The sequence below is a fragment of the Nonomuraea sp. B10E15 genome (assembly GCF_039871615.1).
Lineage (GTDB): Bacteria > Actinomycetota > Actinomycetes > Streptosporangiales > Streptosporangiaceae > Nonomuraea.
The window spans coordinates 68,396-85,968 of record NZ_JBDPMB010000026.1; the positions used below are offsets into that span (position 1 = coordinate 68,396).

Here is a 17,573-nt window from a genome sequence, read left to right on the forward strand (position 1 = left end):
GCGTCTAACAGAAAGAGTGGTGCAATGAACGATCTGACAGGCAGGGCGGCCCTGGTGACCGGAGCGTCGCGCGGCATCGGGCGGGCGATCGCGACCCGGCTGGCGAGCAGGGGAGCGACGGTCGTCGTGCACTTCGGCACGGATGAGGACGGCGCGACGGCGACGGTCGGCGAGATCGAGCGCGGCGGCGGGACCGCCTTCGCCGTCCGGTCACAGCTGGGTGTGGACGGCGACGTCGAGAAGCTCTTCGCGGGCATCGAGGCGGGCCTGGCCGGGCGGCCGCTCGACATCGTCGTCAACAACGCGGCGGCTCAGCCCGCCGGCCCGCTCGGAGCCACGACCCGGGCCGGGTTCGACCACCTCTTCGCGGTGAACGTGCGCGCACCCTACTTCATCATCCAGCGAGCGCTGCCTCTGCTGCGCGACGGCGGCCGGATCATCACGATCTCGTCCGTCGCGACCCGCATGGCCAACCCCACCCAGACGTCCTTCGCCATGACCAAGGGCGCCATCGAGACGATGAGCCTGACCCTGGCCAACGAGCTCGGGGTCCGGGGGATCACGGTGAACGCGGTCGCCCCCGGCGCCACCCGGACTCCCGCCAACGCCTCCTTCTTCGAAGCGCCGGGCCTGGCCGAATTCATCGCCGGATCGACGGCGCTCGACCGCCTCGGCGGCGCCGACGACGTCGCCGACGTGGTCGCGTTCCTCGCCTCCGACGCCGCCCGCTGGATCACCGGTCAGGTCATCGACGCCAGCGGCGGCCTGTTCCTGGGGCCGCGCACATAAGCGAACCCTCGTCGTCAGGGCCACCTGTCGTCGGCGTCCGTGAAGCCAGAGCGTCGGCGAGGCCGGCGCGCCACGATCCGCCGGCCGCGCTCATCGGCCTCGGCGCGGATCAGCTCCTCCAGGCCCGGTCTTCACCCGCCCGCCAAGGACCGGGCGGCGGCGCTTCGGGCACCATACGACGTGGCACCCGAGGTCATACGCTCAGCCAAGGCCCTGGTAGACCTGCGTGTTCTGGGCGGCGGCGATCTTCCACAGCCCTGCCGTCCTGGCCAGGATGTAGAAGGGGCGGCCTTCGGGATCGCCTGTGGGCTCGCCGTCCCGGTCGACGGGCACCTGATGGACGTTGACCGCGGCGACGTCCGGGCGGATGAAGAGGACCCGCACCGGCGTGTAGGTCGCGGTGCCGTGCTTCATCGCCCCCGGCAGCACTTGCGCGGTGAAGTCGTGGATGGTGTCCCAGCCCGACAGCCGTTTGCCGTGACCGGTCGTCCACACCGGGTCCTCCTTGCTGAACAGGCTGAGAAAATCCTCGACCCGCTCGTTCTGCTGCGCTTCCTGGACCGCGGCGACCAGGGCGATGATCGCCTCGACATCGCCCTGGGGATCATCCGCGTCACCAAAGACTTCAATGGTCATCGTCACTCCGAGAGCGTCGTTCTCATTTACCCGGTCATGCTCTCAGGGAGTGCCTGCTCGCCGACTCCGTCGATTCGGACAACTTACGAGCAGAATCGGACGTGACGCTATGCGCGAGGCGCCCCGTGTGGCACATGCATATCTGAGGCTCTAGGTTGGAATCCTGGAACAATCCAGCCCGCGACGACGGAGAAATCAGCGGACATGAGAATTCTGGTCTTGGGTGGCACCCGGTTCGTCGGCCGTGCCATCGTTGACGCCCTGCTGCATGATCACGAGGTGTCCGTGCTCAACCGGGCGACTCGGCCGCTGTGGGACCGCAGGTTGACGCAGCTGGTCGCCGACCGGAACGACGCCGGGCAGATGTGCCGAGCACTCACCGCCGCCCGCTACGATGCCGTCGTCGATGTCTCGGGGACCGAGCCTGCGCACATCTCGAATACCATACGCGCGCTGCCGCGGAGGGAGAGCGTGCGCTACGTCTATATCAGCTCGGCCGCGGTCTACAATCGGCTGTCCGCCGATCCTCCTTTCGCAGAGAACGACAGGGCGGACGGCGACGCGATCTGGGACGGCTACGGAGAAGCGAAAGCCGCCTGCGAGACATTGCTGCGCGACGCTTTTCCCTCCGGTTCCCTCACGATCCTTCGCCCTCCTTATGTCTACGGGCCTCACAACGCCGAGCAGCGGGAGCAGTTTCTCTGGGCCCGTATGCTCTCCGGCCGGCCGGTCCTCGTTCCAGGCGACGGTGGCACCCGCATCCAGTTCATCGACGCCAGGGCACTGGCGCGCATTGTCGTCACTGCTTGCGAGGGAAGGCTCGTGCCTGATGTGTACAACGTGGGAGAGCGCTCCACCTACTCGTTTCTCGAATATCTGCACATATTGGCGCGTGTGGCGGAAATCGTGCCTCGGTTGGTGATGGTCACGGATACTTCGATCCGTGCGCGTGACTACTTCCCCTTCCGCGACGCGGAACTGACGCTCGATGTGAGCAAGCTGGCAGCCACGGGCGTCATGGAAGGTTCGCACCTCGTGGAGGGCTTGGCGGAGACCCTCGCCTGGTTTCGGCGGCACGGCGAGCTGAAGCACGCTCCCGCTCCCTAGCCAGCGCCGGGTGCGCCTGGGGTTGCGGCAGTGCACGCAGATTCCCGGATGCCGTCGGCTGCGGGATCAGGCCCTCGGTTCTGGCCCGGGAGGAGCTTGGGATCAGGTGGCATTGTCATCGGGCAGGCGATGATCGAGGCCGAGTGCGCCGAAGTATCCGTAAAAGAGGAAGCGGATGGACCAGTCTGCCATCTGGCGCGGCGAGTAAGGCAGGCTCCGATCCAGCCACCACGCGATCATGCCCAGGAAGAGTTCTGCGGCGAACACCGGAATGAGCGTCATGGGCATGCGGGCCTGATCCGGGTCGGGCTCGGCGGTATCGATCCGCTCCGCGATCCCCCCGCCCAGCAATTCACGCGCTCTGATCATGAACCTGCGGTTTCGCGGATAGCCGAGCAGCGGTTGATACATCCTGCGGTGTTCGGCGAAGTGCTCGAACAGCCTCTCCGCGCCCGCGATCCTCGAGTCCAGCTCGGCGAGTTGGTTTCCGCCCGCCCAGCCCGGGTGCACGGGCGTGGACTTCCCGACCTCCTCGATCGCCTTCGCGAGGACGTCGACCGCAAGGTCCTCCTTGTCCTCGTAATGACGGTAGAAGGTCGCGCGGTTCACCATCGCCAGGCCGGCGATGTCGCCGACGGTGACGGCGACGTAGCCGCGCTCACCGGCCAACCGCACCAGCGCGGCGCGCAGATGCGCGCGGGTCCGCACCACCCGCAGGTCTCCGGCCTGCTCCGGTTTCTGCGACACCTTGTCCTCGCTGTTGCATACGCGCCAGTGGGCCGTTCCTGTTGATTGAGCGCCACTCTACGGCGTATCTACGGTTGGGCCGTCTGCGAGACGTCAATCAAGGAAGCGAGGGCGATCTCAGATGGCTCAGCACTTCAACCGGCTGCGGTTCAGCGATGACATCGGGCTGGACGTCCACTATCTGCGCGTCCTCTCCGGTGCGCCGTACGGCGCGGCCTCCGCGGGGGAGGTCATGAACGTCGCGAGCGCGATGCGGGCTCGCGTCGGCGACCGCGACGCCTACATCGAGACGTGGGCCGACCTGGGCCGGCGGATCGCCGCGCAGGCGGAGGAGGCGGTGGCCGCCGGCCGGCGGGTGACCGCGCGAGCCGCGCACCTGAGGGCTTCGACCTACCTGCGCGCGGCGGAGTTCTTCTTCCCGGCGAGCCGGCCGGAGGAACGGCGGAAGCTCTACGAGGAGAGCCTCGCGCAGTTCGACGCCGCGGCGGAGCTCATGCCCCACCCGGTCGAGAAGGTCGAGATTCCCTACGTGGACGGCGTCACGCTGCCCGGCCACGTTTTCACGGTCGCTGACAACGGGCCCCCGCGGCCGACAGTGGTGCTGTGCGGCGGAGTGGACGGTTCCGGAGAGGAGATGTATCTGCTGGGCGGCATTCCCGACGCGCTGGCACGCGGGCTGAACGTCATCGTCTTTCACGGCCCCGGGCAGCGCGGGCTGCAGCTGCGCCATCCCCGCCTCGCGTTCCGCCCGGACTACGAGGTGCCACTCGGCGCGGTCGTGGATTATGCCGTCGGCCGGCCGGACGTGGACGGCGAGCGAGTCGGCCTGTACGGAGTGAGCTATGGCGGCTACCTGGCTCCCCGGGCGGCAGCGCACGACCACCGCATCAGAGCGCTGGTGGCCAACTCCCCGATGCGTGCGCCGCTCGGCGTGATCATGGGCGGTGCCGAGCGCGCGGCCACCGGGGTGGCGGAGCAACTCGATGAGGCCGGCTGGGCCGGACGGGCCATGATCGAGAACTACTTCATGTGGAACCACGGCGTGAGCAACCTGGAGGAGTTCGCCGCTCGCGCCCGGGCCTTCACCCTGGACGGCCTGGAAGAACAGATCATCTGCCCCACGCTGAGCCTCGTCGCCGAAGGAGAGACGGACATCGCGACGGATCAGGCCCGCCGCTTCCACCACGCGCTACGCTCCCCCAAGTACTTCGCGACCCTTCCCGCCGTGGACGGCGCGGACACTCACTGCGGCATCAGCAACATCCCCTACACCTCGGCCATGGCCTACGACTGGCTCGCCGAGCAGCTGAGGTAGTTGCCCGCGCCTGCCACCGCTCGGCGCCGCCGCGGAATCACGCTGGCCGGATGAGTGGGGACCCTGGCCGCAACTCACTGGTCACGCCCTGAGGGGTTGCCTAGCATACAAATGATTCTCTGGCGGCTACGTGCCGCACGGCGAGACCCATCGATATATCGGCCGCGAAGATGCGTCCGGTTCCCGTCAGCGTCAATGTCCAAGGGCCCGAGGCCGTCTTGCTGTCCGAAGGTGCTGTAGTCGCGGCGCGACGGCATTCTGCCTCGGAAGCGCGCTCCAAGATATCTGAATGCGTCAAGCAACCATTGATCGCCAGCGCACGTTGAGTAGACGCTTATTCCGGCGGAAGTTGACCGACGGGCTGGCCTTACATCCGAGGAGGCCGTCATGGTCGACAGCTCCAACCACAACGGCGCGCACCCCACCACAGACGTACTGGTCGTGGGAGCCGGCCCCACAGGGCTGCTGCTCGCCGGGGACCTCGCCGAAGCAGGCCTGTCGGTGACCGTGGTCGAGGCTCGCCCGCACAAGCTCAGCAACCTGTCCCGTGCCCTGGTCGTGCACGCCCGTGTTCTGGAGCAGTTCGACGCTCGCGGGATCGCGGACGAGGTGGTCAAACTGGGACACCCCATCGACCGGCTGGCGCTGTTCGAACGGGGTGAACTCAACCCCTCCCGGCTGCCCAGCCGCTACCCGTTCGTCCTGTTCCTCCCTCAATACGAAGTGGAACGCGTGCTGGAACGGCGGGCCCGCGAAGCCGGGGTCACCTTCGTCCACAACACCAAGGTCGTCGGCGTCGACCAGGACGCGAACGGCGTCACGGCCCGCGCGGTCGCGGGCAAGGACGCGAATCCGGACGGGCCGTCGACCATGTACCACGCTTCCTACCTGGTCGGGACCGACGGGGTGCACAGCACCATCCGGTCAGCGGTCGGCCTGCCCTTCCCCGGCAAGTCCATTCTCAGCTCGTTGATCCTTGCCGACCTCAAGCTCGGCCGCGGACCGGATCGGCCGTTCACGGTCAACGCGGTGCCGGACGGATTCGCGCTGCTCACCGAGATGGGCGATGACGCCTACCGGTTGACCGGCTGGAACCGGCACCACCAGCTACCCGACGACGCACCACTCGATGTCGAAGAGATCAAGGAACTGCTGCGACTCAACTTCGGCACCGACTACGACATCACCGACGTCCGTTGGAAGTCGCGCTTCCACAGCGACGAACGGCAGGCCCCCGCGTACCGCGTCGGCCGCGTCTTCCTGGCCGGTGACGCCGCGCATGTGCACTCGCCGGCAGGCGCCATGGGCATGAACACCGGTCTGCAGGACGCCGCCAACCTCAGCTGGAAACTCGTGGCCGTACTCCGCGACGGAGCAGACGACCACCTCCTGGACACCTACCAGACCGAACGGCACGCCGTCGGCAAGATCGTCCTGCGGATGAGCGGGCTCCTCGTCCGCGCCGCACTGCTCCACGGGACCACCGCCCGGCTGCTGCGCGCCACCGCGGGGACCGTGCTCAGCAACGTGCGCCCGCTGGCCGACAGGGCCGCCGCCATGATCTCCGGCATCGGCATCTCCTACCAAGCCCCCCGGGGTGCACACGCGCTGACCGGGAAACGCGCCCCTGACGTCCAACTCGCGGAGGGGCGCCTGAACTATCTGCAACGCGGCGGCAACTTCGTGCTGATCACGCCCCCCGGCCGGAACGCGGACGTGCCCCTTCCCCGCCACGTGGTCCAAGATCACTGGAACGGCGAGCGCCGTACCACCGCTCTCGTCCGCCCCGACGGCTATTTCTGCTGGGCGACGGAGGAGCCCGACGACGCGAACGCTCTACGCGCCGCACTGACCACCTGGGTGGGCCCGCTCCGCGAGCGCCCGTGAGCTGTGCTCTTCAGCAGGGCCGTCTGTCGGCGTCCGTGGAGTCCAAGCTTCGGCGAGGCTTGACGGGATGTCCGGTCAATGTCCTACGGAGGCCCTGGAAGGTCTGCCGGGCTCGCTCGACGATGTCCATGTGAATCATGCGATGTTCCCTGACCCGTCATCGCGACGCTCCAACACGCTGGGAGCACTGCGGTTCGGCGTGCTCGGAACGCTGGCCATCTGGCGGGAGGGAGGCTGTACCGAGATAGCCGCCGCCAAGCATCGGACCGTCCTGGCGATCCTGCTGGCAAACCTGAACCGGACCGTGAACGTCGGCATGCTCATCGACGAGCTGTGGCCGGGCCTGGCTCCGAGCACGGCCAGGAAGACCGTTCAGGGCTACGTCTGGCGGCTGCGCCGGGCGCTCGGGCCCTTCGCCGACCGGCTGGTGACCATCGGTTCGGGCTACCGGATGGTCCTGCCCGCGGACTGGCTCGACGTCCTGGAGTTCGAGAGGTCGGTCGACACCGCGCGCGTCGCCCTCCACGCCGGCGCGTCCGAGAGGGCGGTCGGCGAGCTGACCCGGGCGCTCAACCTGTGGCGCGGGCCGGCTTTCGACTGCGTGCCCCGCAGCCCTGCCATCGAGGCGTACGCGGTCCGGCTCGACGAGGCGTACGTGGCCGCGCAGGAGTCGCTCATCGCGACCCGGCTCAGCCTCGGCCGTCCTGCCGAGGTGGTGCCCGACCTGGTCGGGCTGACCGCGGCACATCCCCATCGCGAGTCGCTGCACCGCCACCTCATGACGGCGCTCCACCATACGGGGCGGCGGCTGGACGCGCTCGACGTCTTCCAGCGCCTGCGTTTCCGGCTGGCCGCCGACTACGGGCTCGAACCCGACCGGCAGACCACGGAACTTCACCAGGCGCTGCTCCAGGACTGCGTCGACGTGGCGGCCGTCCCGCGGCGGTGACCGTCCGCACGCCGGCCACCCACCCCCTCATGATCGCCGTTCCCGCGTGCGCCGGCTCTTCACGGCCCGGCCCGAACACCTTTGGAGATCTTCGGCATGCCTGATGCCCGCCTTCTTCCTCCGGCGACGACCTCGAAGGCCACTGCCGTGGCAACGGCGATCCTGCACCGCCTGTCCGACGAGACGCTCGTCACCGAGGTGGCGAAGGACGCGTCGCGGACGATGGGCCGGCCGGTCTGGGAGCCTGGAGCGTCACTGTACGCGGGCGCCGCCGGCAGCGCGCTCGCCTTCGCGTACGCGGCGCGAGCCTGCCCCGGCTCCTCCGAACACTGGTGGGCCCAGGCCCACCGCTGGTTGAAGCTGGCCGCCGCCGCCACCCGGGACAGGCCCCTGGTGGTCTCCGGCCTGTCGGACGGGACCGCCGGCATGGCGCTCGCCGTAGCCGGATGCGACCCGGACGGCCGCTACGCCCGGACGCTGAGCGGCTTGCACACCCGGCTCGCCGAGCAGGTCGACCAGCCGGACCTGGCCGACGACCACGACTTCTTCTACCCGCACTACGACGTGGTGACCGGGCCGGCCGGAATCCTCGGCCAGCTGGTCCCCCATCTTGGCGATCCCACGGCGCTGCGGGTCGCCACCGGCATCGTCGAACGCCTCATCGCCCGCTGCGACACCACCGGCCCTCGCGAGCGCGACGGCGGCTCGCTGCGCACCGCGCCATGGAAACCCTGGTTCATCGCCAGGAAGCACTACGACCGCTGGAAAGAGGAGGTCCGGCTCAACCCGTACGGCTTCGTGAACCTCGGCCTCGCCCACGGCATCCCCGGACCCCTGGCGGCGCTCAGCCGGGCCTGGCTGGCCGGGCACCGTGCCCCCGGGCTCGGCGAAGCGATCCGCGCCCTCGGCGACCTGCTCGTCGCGGCGTCGCGGCACGAGGACTGGGGCCGCACCTGGCCGCGGGTCCTGCCGTTCGACGAGGCGGGCGAGGTCGCGCCGGACAGCGGCCGCCCGACCCGGCCCTCCTATTGCTACGGCGCTCCCGGCATCGCCTCGGCGCTGCTCGACGCCGCCGACGCGCTCGGGGACGACACGATGCGGGCCGTCGCCGTGGAGGGCTTCGAGGCCGCGCTGCGCCAGATGGAGGACCTGCCGGCCGCGGCGCTGAACTACCCCGGGCTGTGCCATGGCGACGCCGGGGTGGTGCTGATCTGCCGCAAGTTCGCCACCCAGACCGGCAGCGTGGCGGCCGGCCCGGCGCTGGAACGGCTGGTCGACCGGCTGCTCGGCCGCTGCGACCCGAATCACCCCCTGCTCGTCCGGGACCACCGGCCGGTGCAGGCCGCGGAGCCGGGATCTCCGTCGGCTCTCAACCCCGACGGCACCTGGGTCGACGACCCCGGGTTGCTGGAGGGCGCCGCCGGGGTCGCGCTGACGCTGTTGTCCGTCGCCACGCCCGTGCCCCCCTTCTGGGCCCGGGCCGTTCTCGTCAACTGACCAAGCACCCAAGACCGGGAGGAAAGTCGAATGGCGCAGCCTGGCAGCGGTCCCGTCGCGGCCGCGCGGGCGTACGGCACCGGCCTGTACGCGGCATCGGATCTGTTCGTGCTCCGAGCGCCCGTCCTGCCCGCCGACACCTTCGTCAATCTGGGCGCGAACGCGGCCGTGCCGGCGCCTGCCGGCACTGCGGAGACGCTGGCCGCCGCCCGAGCCGAGGGCCGCGGGATCCTTCGCACGCTGGCCGCCTCGCCGCGGGTCCGCCAGGCGATTCAGGTCGCCAGCCCGAGCCTGGCCGCCGCGCTGCCCGGACTCGACGAGAACGTCCCGCGGGACCGGGCCGCCGACCGTGCGCACGCCGCGCTGCTCCGCTACCTCATCCGGATGTCGACCCGCCCCACCCCGCTGGGGCTGTTCGCCGGAGTCGCGCCCGGCGCGTTCCTGAGCGAGCCCGCGACCGGCGGGGAGGGGATCGCGACGCTGGACCGCGACCCGGTGCGGGCCACGCGCACCCGGGCCGACAGCGCGTGGCTGGCCCACCTGGTGGAGCGGATCGGGCGCGACCCGAAGGTCCGCGACAAGCTGCGGGTACGGGTCAACGCGCTGCTGCGGCGCGTCGGGGACAGAGCCGTGCTGGTCAAGGTCGACGGCATGGACGAGCCGGAGCGGATCGAGCTGGCCGTCAACCCCGCCTTCGCGGCGGTGCTGGACCTGGCCGGGCACGACCCTGCCTACGGCGAGCTCGCGGCCGCGCTGGCCCACCGCTTCCCGAGCACGTCACCCGAGAAGATCCGCGCCCTGCTCGACCGGCTCTGGGACCTGGGCGTCCTCCTCCCCGACCTGCTGCCCTCGCCGACCGAGCCGCTGCCCGAGGTGCATCTGGCCAAGCGGCTGATCGACCAGGACGTCCCTACCGGCGTCATCGACGGCCTGACCCGCCTGCGGCAGCTGGCCGACGACGTGGACCGGGGCCCGCGCGGCGGCGACGCGGCAGGCCTGGCGCGGCTGGAGGCGCACCAGCGGGCGATGGCTCCGGACTTCACCGGCCCGGCCTTCCAGATCGACGCCGCGCTCGCGCTGGAGCCCGCGACCCTGCCCGCGGACGTCGCCGCGACCGCGGCGGAGGCGGCCGAGCTGCTGATGAGGCTCGGCTGCGTGCGGCAGCGGCACCCGCACATCGCCGGCTACCACGAGGCGTTCCTGGAGCACTATGGCGTCGACGCGGAGGTGCCGCTGCTCGACGTGCTCAGCCCGGAGACCGGGCTCGGCCCGCCCGACTCGTACACCCGGCCCGCCCGGCGGCATCCATGGCCGCGGCAGGCCGGGCAGACGCACCCGGAACGTGACCGGACGCTGGTCGAGCTGGCGTTGCACGCCGCCCGGGCGGGCCGGCCGGCGGTCGACCTCGACGACGAGCTGATCGAGCGGCTCACCGTCTGGCGCCCGGACGCGGAGCACAGCCGGCCGCGTACCTCCCTCGACCTGTTCTTCGCGCTGGCCGCCGACTCGCCCGAGGCGGTACGGGACGGCCGGTGGCGGATGGTGCTCAACACGATCGGCGTCTTCGGCGGCTGGCAGGCCTTCGGCCGGTTCTTCGACCTTTTCGACGAGGCCACCGTGACCCGCATCCGCACTCAGCAGCGCCTGGAGGAGGCGCTGCGCCCGGACACGGTCTTCGCCGAGCTCAACTACGGGGTCAGGCACCGGGGCGGGAACGTGGCCGGCCACCCGCCCACGCGCGACTACGAAGTGTGCGTGAACGCGGCCGCCACAGGGCCGCCCGTGCGGCAGATTCCGCTGGCCGACATCGTCCTCGGCGCCGACGCGGACCGATTCCACCTCCGATCCGTCTCGCTGGGCCGCCCCCTCTCGGTCGGCCAGACCCACGCCCTGACCGCCACGCGGGCGCCCAACGTCTGCCGTGCCCTGCTGGAGTTCTCGGAGGACGGCTACACCCCGACGTGCCGGTTCGACTGGGGCGCCGCGGCCGACGCCCCTTTCCTGCCGCGCCTGGTCCGCGGCAACGTGGTGGTGCAGCCGGCCCAGTGGACGATCACCGCGGCGACCTTCCCGGCGTGCCAGGACCCGGACGACTTCTTCCGGGCCTGCCGCACCTGGCGGCGTCAGTGGATGGTCCCCCGGTACGTCTATCTGGTCGAACTGGACAACCGGCTCCTGCTCGACCTGGAGCACCCGACCTGGGTGGACAGGTTGCACCGCCACGTGACCCGGCTGCCGGCCCGGTCCGGCGCGTCCGTCCGCCTGCACGAGGCGCTGCCGGGACCTGGCGATCTGTGGCTTCGCGATCGTGCCGGGCGCCCCTACCACGCCGAGCTCGCGGTGCCGCTGGTGTTGCGCGACCGTACCCGGATGCCGGAGCCGGCCGCCGCCCGGACCTCCGCGCCGCCCGCCACGACCCGCCGCTGGCTGGCCGGCGACGAGTGGACCCACCTGAAGCTGTACGCCGCCGCGGAGCTGCACGACGCGATCGTCGCAGGGCCGCTGCGGGAGCTGCTGGCCGATGACCGGTTCGGCCGCCTGGTGGACCGCTGGTTCTTCATCCGGTACGCCGACCCCCTGCCTCACCTGCGGCTGCGCTTCCACGCCCGCGGCCAGGAGCCGGCCGCGGAGGTGATGTCGCGGTGCGCGGCCTGGGCCCGCGGCCTCGTACACGCCGGTCAGGCCACCGACCTCGCGTTCTGCAGCTACGACCGCGAGGTGGAGCGGTACGGCGGCGGGCATGCGATCGACTCGGTGGAGACCGCCTTCTGGGCCAACAGCCGGGCCGCGGTCGAACTTCTCCATCTGCTGCGCACCGGCCGGTTCGACCCGGACGTCGTGCGCGTGGCCGCGCTCCACGAGCTGTACCTGGCCTGGGACGGCGGCCTGCCGCCACTCGACGGCGACGGCGTGGCGGCGTGGATGACCGACGCGGCCCGCAAGCGCTTCCGTGACGTGCGTCCCCTGCTCTGCGAGATCCTCACGCCGGGAGAGCTCCGCCCGGACCGTCGCGCCCCGGAGTATCGGGCCGCCCTGGAACCGGTGTTCGCCCGGCAGCGGCGGCCGCTGGCCGAGGCGGGCCGGCGGGTCCGCGATCTCGCCTCCCGCGGGCTGCTGACCGGCGACGAGCACAACGTCATCGAGAGCCTCGCGCACATCCAGTCGATCCGGCTGGCCGGGATCGACCGCGACCAGGAGCGGCTGAGCCGGGCGCTGTGGTCGCTCAGCCGGCGCGCGATCCGCAACCGCCCCGCCGCCACGGCCGGAGCCCGACGGTGAACCGCCTGACGGTCCTGCTGCGCACGATGCGGCTGATGGTCACGCTGGCGCCGGGCAGGGTGCTGGCAGCCGCGCTGCTCGCCGTGGCCGGTGCGCTGCTGCCGGCCGCCAGCGTGGCGATCCTGAGCTGGTCGCTGCAGCTCCTCGTGGAGGAGGCCCGCGGCGGCTCCGGGGCCTGGACCGGAGGGGCCACCGTCGCCGTGCTGGCGCTCGCGACCGCGTCGACGTTGACGTTCCTGTTCGCGGTCGGGCAACGCTACAACGAGACGCTGCTGCGGCAGCGGCTGGGCAACGCGGTCATCGACCGGGTCCTGGCCAAGGTGCTGACGCTGGAGCTGCGCCACTTCGAGGACGCCGCGGTGTACGACTCGCTGGAGCGCGCCAAGGCCGGCGCGCGCAGCCGCCCCCACCAGGTCTTCGCCGGCCTGCTCGCGACGGTGTCGAGCGTGGTCACGATCGGTTCTGTGGCAGCGCTGCTGCTGTCCTGGTCTCCGCTCGCCGCCGCGCTCATGCTCGTCTCGCCGGCGCCCCTGGCGATCGCGCAGGTCGTCCACCACAGGGCGCGCTGGCGGGTGGAGTTCGCGCGCTCCGCCGATCAGCGCCGGCTGTTCTACCTGGAGTACCTGCTCACGAACGACAAGGCGTACAAGGAGATCCGCCTGTTCGGGCTCGGCCCGCTGTTCCGCCGGCGCTATGCGGCCGTCGTGGACGGGTTCTACGACGTCGACCGGCGGCTCGAAGGGCGCCACGCGGTCGCCTGCGCGCTGCTCGCGATGTGCGGGGCCGTCGCCGTCGGCCTGGCGCTCCTTCTCATGGTGCAGGATGCGGTGCGCACCGGTCAGGCGGGGCAGTTCGCCGGCTACGTCACCTCGGTCGTCCTCATCCAGACCTCGATGCGCGCCTTCTTCGAGGGTGTCGCGAAGCTCTACGACGACTCCCTGTACCTGTGCAACCTGTTCGAGTTCCTGGACCTGCCGGTGCCGCAGCGGCGGCCCGCCGTGACGCCCTTCCCGGGGTCGCTGCGCAAGGGGATCGAGTTCCGCGACGTGTCGTTCACCTATCCGGGCACGGACACGCCGGTTCTGGACCGGCTCAACCTGTTCCTGCCCGCCGGCCGGTGCGTGGCGCTGGTCGGCGCCAACGGCGCCGGCAAGAGCACGATCGTCAAGCTGCTGACCCGGTTCTACGAGCCGACCGAGGGCGTCATCCTGGTCGACGACGTGCCGCTCGCCGCGTACGGCGTGGACGACCTTCGGGAGCACGTCAGCGTGATGTTTCAGGACTTCATGGAGTACGAGGCGCCGGCCCGGGAGAACATCGGCTTCGGCCGGGTGGAGAGCATGTCGGACCGGCCCGGTGTCAGGCGGGCGGCGGAGCGCGCGGGCGCTCTGTCCTTTCTCGACCCGTTGCCGAGCGGTCTCGACACCACGCTGGGCCGCTGGTTCGAGGGGGGACGGGAGCTGTCCGGCGGGCAATGGCAGAAGGTGGCGCTGGCCCGGACCTTCTTCAGGGCGGCTGCGATCAACGTTCTGGACGAGCCGGCCGCCGCCATCGACGCCGCCGCCGAGGCGGAGCTCTTCGCCCGCCTGGCGAATGCCGCCGCCCGGTCCACCACGCTGCTGATCGCGCACCGGTTCTCCACCGTTCGCGCCGCCGCGGACCGCATCGCCGTCATCGACGGGGGACGCGTCGTCGAAGAGGGCGGCCACCACGAGCTGATCGCGACCGGCGGTCTCTACGCCCGGCTGTTCCGGTTGCAGGCGGCCGGGTACCAGGACGAGCCAAGTGACGCCGTTCCTCGGTGAGGAACCGCATGGGGGGACGACATTGCCGAGGTTGACGGTCGGAATCCTTGGTCCCTTGTCCGTCGCGGTCGAAGGGCGGCCGGTCCGGCTGACAGCCGGCAAGCTGCGCACGCTGCTGGTGGCCCTGGCGCTGTCGGCGGGCCGGGTCGTCTCGGTGGAACGGCTGGCCGAGATGGTGTGGTGCGACCGGTTCCCGGCCGACTCGCGACGGAGCCTGCAGAACTACGCCGCACGGCTGCGGAGCGCCATGGGCGATCGGTTGATCGAAACGCGCCCGGGAGGGTTGCTGCTGCGTGCCGACGCGGATGACGTCGACGCGCTGCGCTTCCTGCGTATTCTCGACCGGGCCGCGCAGGCTCGGGACCCCGATGCCGAACGTGAGCTCCTCGACGAGGCCCTGGCCCTGTGGCGGAGCGAGCCGTTCGAGGACGTGGATTCCCCCTGGTTGCGGGAGAGCGAGGCGCCACACCTGACCGAGCGGCACCTGGCGGCGCTGGAGCGGCGCGTCGACCTGGACCTCGTCGGGGGGCGGAAGAGCCGCTTCACCGCGGACCTGAGGAGGCTGACCAGCCGGCATCCCCTGCGCGAGTCGTTGTGGCTGCGCCTGCTTCAGGCGCTCGGCCAGGACGGCAGGCGGGCGGAGGTTCTCGATCGGTACGAGGAGCTCCGGACGCGGCTGGCGCACGATCTCGGCGTGGATCCCCATCCCGCCATCCAGCGGTTGTACGCGGAACAGCTCGCCGATCACCCGAACGCCCACGCGGAACCGCCCGCCGATCACCCGCGTGCTCCTGTCGTCGCCGGTCCCTCGGCGACGGGCGATCCACCAGATCGCCCTGCCGGGGTCGCATCGCTCTGCGCCGCGTCACCGCGACGGCTCCCTCCGGCCACGGTGGACTTCGTCGGCCGCGAGCGCGACCTCGCCTCGCTGGCCGCTCTGGTGCAGGCGGAGCCGGCGACGGCGATCGTGGTCGACGGGATGGCCGGCGTGGGCAAGACGACGCTCGTCGTCCACCACGCCCACCAGGTGGCCGCCCTTTTTCCCGACGGCCAGCTCTTCATCGACCTGCACGGCCACACGCCCGGCTGCGCTCCGGTGCCGCCGGAGGACGCGCTTCATCGCCTGCTCCGCACCCTCAACGTGCCCGCGGACCGCATCCCGCCCCACGTGGAGGACCGGGCGGCTCTGTATCGCGGCCTGCTGGCAGACCGGAAGGTCCTGCTCGTGCTCGACGACGCGGCCGGCGAAGCACAGATCCGGCCGCTCCTGCCGGGCAGCGCGAGCTGCCGTGTCCTGGTCACCAGCAGAAGACGCCTGACAGGTCTGGACGGAACGCGCACGCTGACGCTCGGCGTTCCGCCGCCGGCCGACGCGATCGCGATGTTCACCCGCGTCGCCGGACCGCATCGAGTGGCCGGCACCGCCGCCGGAACGCTGGCCGAGACCGTGACGCGGTGCGAGCTTCTCCCGCTGGCCATCCGGCTGGCCGCGACGCGGCTGCGCTCCCATCCCACCTGGAGCGTGGTCCGGCTCCTGGCCCGGCTGACCCCGGCACGCCGGCGGCTGGCCGAGCTGGCGGTCGGAGAGCGCAGCGTCGCCGTCGCCATCGACATGTCGTACCGGAGCCTCCCCGAGCGCCTGCAGCGCGCCTACCGGCTGCTCTGCGCGCACACCTGCGAGAGTTTCGGCGCCGACCAGGCCGCCGCCCTCATGGACGCGGACACCCTGGCGGCCGAGCGGGTTCTGGAGGGCCTGATGGAGGCGAACCTGCTGCAGGAGCCGGCCCCGGGCCGCTACGCCTTCCACGGCCTGATACGCGATCACGGCGCGGAGCTGGCGACCGGAGAAGGCAGCGGCTCGACGGGGCGAGCGATGCCGCTCACCAGCCTGCCCCGCCCTCCGAGAGGGGCCCTGGCCGAGCGCGACGGGTAGGCGACCGGGCGCCGCCGCCGCGCCTCGCCATGATGACTGAGGTTGCGGCTGCGGCGCCCGGTGCACGACCCGTCCCGTCAGTTGTTGCAGCAGTCGTGGTCGAAGATGCCGCTCGAAGGGGCCCCGGTCGAGGCGTTGGCCGCGCTCGTGTACGACGCTCCCACGAGCGCCAGCCCGGCCACGGCGGTCGCGGCAAGGAACCGTGCGAAGAACTTCATGAGGGACTCCTTTTCTCCGTGAGAACTGTCGGCATCAGTAAAAGGCCGGCCGTCCTCATAGGCGCATAGGATCCGCCTCAGATTTCGCGTCCCTCCGGATCAAGCGTGATGCCGAATTGAGGCAGCCCGATGGTGCAATGGAATGCGTGGGCGGCGAACTGTCGCGAAGAAGTGCCGGCCTGCCGCACACGGACGAAGCCGTGTACGGCAGGCCGGACATGCGAAAGTCACGGTCTGGCAGGCGTGACCTCGCGCAGGTCGCCCGCGCTCTTCCGGACCGTGCCGTCCTGGTCGAGCACGACGAAGGCGGGCCAGTTCCGCACACCGAACGCCTGCGACACCGGGCCCGTCTGCGGCTCGACGACCACTCGGGCGACCTCGCGCACGGCGCCGACGAGGTCCGCGCCCTGCTCGGCGGATCCGGCGACCACCACCAGGATCTGCTTCCGTCCACCCGGCAGTGCCTTGGCGTGGTCGACGAAGCGGGGCAGCGCCTTGCGGCAGGAGGAACACCCCGTGGAGAAGAACGCGGCGAGAAGCGGGCCCTTCAGGCCGCGCAGGGACACCGTCTCGCCATCGGTCGCGGTCGCGGTGAAATCGGCGACGCGGTCTCCGGCCCGGGGCAGGGAATTACGCTCCAAGAGCTGGTCGAGACCCGCCCGAGCCCATTTGGCTGTGTACTCGCGCAGCCGGTGCAGCGCAAGGAGCACCAGCAGCAGGTTGAGCCCGCCCAACACACCGACGACGACGATCGCGGCGGCCGTCACACCATCCATCGACACGCTCCTCCTTCAGCGGGGTAGAACCAGGGCCACGAGGTCGTCGTACGCGATGACCAGTGCCGCCGCGACGACGGCCGCGAACCCGGAGACGATCAAGGCCGCCGTGTCGAACCCGGCGCTCCCCATGTGGCCGGTCAGCACGGTTCCCGCCAGGCCCACGCCGGCGGTCATGAGGAGAATCGCGTTGCGTACGAGATGCCGCGCCCCGAGCGGCTGCGTCGACGTGCCGAAGCACCGGCAACTCGTCGACGTGCCACGCCGCAGGGCTGATGCGATCACCAGCGAGAAGACGATCAGCAGCGCGGCCCCGATGCCCAATCCCGCGGGCGCGGTGACGCCGACCGGCATCAGTGCCGCCGCGGCCAACTCGCACGCGATCACCGCACCGGCGACGGCGGAACTCCAGCGCGCTTTCACGCCGAACGCACTTACGGTGGCACGGAATTCGATGAAACCGCGCCGCCCGCGCACCTTGCTCCCGGCAGCGGCGACGAAAACCAAGGCGAGCAATATACGGCAACCAAAGCCGATATAAGCGATCAGCATCTGCATCCTCATGACAAAGGGTGTGCGCGGCAGCGCCGGACCGCCGAGCCGTCGAGATCCGATTCGATCCCCGGTCGTCGACG

14 protein-coding genes are annotated in these 17,573 nt (G+C 70.9%); 9 read left to right on the forward strand and 5 right to left on the reverse strand.

Annotated features, from left to right (window positions below):
• The first annotated feature begins 24 nt into the window (after positions 1 to 24).
• Positions 25 to 789, forward strand: a complete 765-nt coding sequence (locus ABGB14_RS42725; RefSeq protein ID WP_347649601.1) for an SDR family oxidoreductase — start codon at positions 25 to 27, stop codon at positions 787 to 789.
• Positions 790 to 990: 201 nt separating this feature from the next.
• Here the strand turns inward: ABGB14_RS42725 and ABGB14_RS42730 are convergent, their stop codons facing one another.
• Positions 991 to 1,425, reverse strand: coding sequence for an SgcJ/EcaC family oxidoreductase (locus ABGB14_RS42730; protein WP_347649663.1), 435 nt, complete (start codon positions 1,423 to 1,425; stop codon positions 991 to 993).
• Between the two features lie 204 nt (positions 1,426 to 1,629).
• Here ABGB14_RS42730 and ABGB14_RS42735 point away from each other — a divergent pair, with 204 nt between their 5' ends.
• Positions 1,630 to 2,532, forward strand: coding sequence for an NAD-dependent epimerase/dehydratase family protein (locus tag ABGB14_RS42735; RefSeq protein WP_347649602.1), 903 nt, complete (start codon positions 1,630 to 1,632; stop codon positions 2,530 to 2,532).
• A gap of 102 nt (positions 2,533 to 2,634) precedes the next feature.
• On the opposite strand, the gene ABGB14_RS42740 is transcribed toward ABGB14_RS42735, so the two are convergent.
• Positions 2,635 to 3,279, reverse strand: coding sequence for a TetR/AcrR family transcriptional regulator (locus tag ABGB14_RS42740; RefSeq protein ID WP_347649603.1), 645 nt, complete (start codon positions 3,277 to 3,279; stop codon positions 2,635 to 2,637).
• 121 nt (positions 3,280 to 3,400) lie between these two features.
• Here ABGB14_RS42740 and ABGB14_RS42745 point away from each other — a divergent pair, with 121 nt between their 5' ends.
• From ABGB14_RS42745 to ABGB14_RS42775, 7 genes are all read left to right on the forward strand, one after another.
• On the forward strand, positions 3,401 to 4,594 hold the full coding sequence (locus tag ABGB14_RS42745) for a prolyl oligopeptidase family serine peptidase (RefSeq protein ID WP_347649604.1): 1,194 nt from the start codon (positions 3,401 to 3,403) through the stop codon (positions 4,592 to 4,594).
• Between the two features lie 387 nt (positions 4,595 to 4,981).
• A complete protein-coding gene (locus tag ABGB14_RS42750) occupies positions 4,982 to 6,481 on the forward strand; it encodes an FAD-dependent monooxygenase (protein ID WP_347649605.1) in 1,500 nt (499 codons plus the stop codon).
• 130 nt (positions 6,482 to 6,611) lie between these two features.
• Complete coding sequence (locus tag ABGB14_RS42755) at positions 6,612 to 7,430, forward strand: AfsR/SARP family transcriptional regulator (protein WP_347649606.1); 819 nt, start codon at positions 6,612 to 6,614, stop codon at positions 7,428 to 7,430.
• A 147-nt stretch (positions 7,431 to 7,577) separates the two neighbouring features.
• The gene (locus ABGB14_RS42760; RefSeq protein WP_347649607.1) at positions 7,578 to 8,927 is read left to right on the forward strand and encodes a lanthionine synthetase C family protein; all 1,350 of its coding nucleotides are present in this window, start codon (positions 7,578 to 7,580) and stop codon (positions 8,925 to 8,927) included.
• A gap of 30 nt (positions 8,928 to 8,957) precedes the next feature.
• On the forward strand, positions 8,958 to 12,206 hold the full coding sequence (locus tag ABGB14_RS42765) for a lantibiotic dehydratase (RefSeq protein ID WP_347649608.1): 3,249 nt from the start codon (positions 8,958 to 8,960) through the stop codon (positions 12,204 to 12,206).
• Positions 12,203 to 14,011: an ABC transporter ATP-binding protein gene (locus ABGB14_RS42770; protein ID WP_347649609.1), complete on the forward strand. Its 1,809-nt coding sequence runs from the start codon at positions 12,203 to 12,205 to the stop codon at positions 14,009 to 14,011. The genes ABGB14_RS42765 and ABGB14_RS42770 overlap by 4 nt, the downstream gene beginning before the upstream one ends.
• 55 nt (positions 14,012 to 14,066) lie before the next feature.
• Positions 14,067 to 15,944 carry a BTAD domain-containing putative transcriptional regulator gene (locus tag ABGB14_RS42775; RefSeq protein WP_347649610.1) on the forward strand — a complete coding sequence of 626 codons (1,878 nt, stop codon included), beginning with the start codon at positions 14,067 to 14,069 and terminating at the stop codon, positions 15,942 to 15,944.
• 77 nt (positions 15,945 to 16,021) lie between these two features.
• On the opposite strand, the gene ABGB14_RS42780 is transcribed toward ABGB14_RS42775, so the two are convergent.
• The 3 genes from ABGB14_RS42780 to ABGB14_RS42790 all read right to left on the reverse strand — a co-directional run bounded on the left by ABGB14_RS42780 (position 16,022) and on the right by ABGB14_RS42790 (position 17,490).
• Positions 16,022 to 16,162 (reverse strand): hypothetical protein, encoded by a 141-nt coding sequence (locus tag ABGB14_RS42780; RefSeq protein WP_347649611.1) that lies wholly within the window; start codon positions 16,160 to 16,162, stop codon positions 16,022 to 16,024.
• A 227-nt stretch (positions 16,163 to 16,389) separates the two neighbouring features.
• Positions 16,390 to 16,938 (reverse strand): TlpA disulfide reductase family protein, encoded by a 549-nt coding sequence (locus ABGB14_RS42785; protein WP_347649612.1) that lies wholly within the window; start codon positions 16,936 to 16,938, stop codon positions 16,390 to 16,392.
• A 15-nt stretch (positions 16,939 to 16,953) separates the two neighbouring features.
• Positions 16,954 to 17,490, reverse strand: a complete 537-nt coding sequence (locus ABGB14_RS42790) for a MauE/DoxX family redox-associated membrane protein (protein WP_347649613.1) — start codon at positions 17,488 to 17,490, stop codon at positions 16,954 to 16,956.
• Positions 17,491 to 17,573: the final 83 nt, after the last annotated feature.